Here is a 259-nt window from a genome sequence, read left to right as displayed (position 1 = left end):
CTCCAAAGACATGAACTTCATCGGTTTGGGCGGCTGCGGCGGCGGCCTTGCCGAAAAAATCGCCGTCAAACGCCGCTGGGTGCATCCGATTTCCGATAAAATCCCGTTAGATCAAGCCGCTTTGATTGAGCCTCTGTCCGTCGGCCATCACGCCTACGTCCGCAGCGGCGCGAAAGCCGGCGACGTCGCATTGGTCGGCGGCGCAGGCCCGATCGGTTTGCTGCTTGCCGCCGTATTGAAAGCCAAAGGCATCAAAGTC

At 59.8% G+C, this 259-nt stretch carries 1 pseudogene; it reads left to right on the top strand.

The window, feature by feature from the left end:
- A pseudogene (locus tag ACTHS4_RS12100) lies at positions 1 to 259 on the top strand (2,3-butanediol dehydrogenase); the annotation flags it as partial.

Origin of the sequence: Neisseria sp. P0014.S009 (assembly GCF_051958155.1) — a bacterium.
GTDB classification, from domain to species: Bacteria; Pseudomonadota; Gammaproteobacteria; order Burkholderiales; family Neisseriaceae; genus Neisseria; species Neisseria flavescens_C.
Note: the sequence above shows the minus strand (reverse complement) of the source record. Positions and strands in the feature narration are given on the sequence as shown.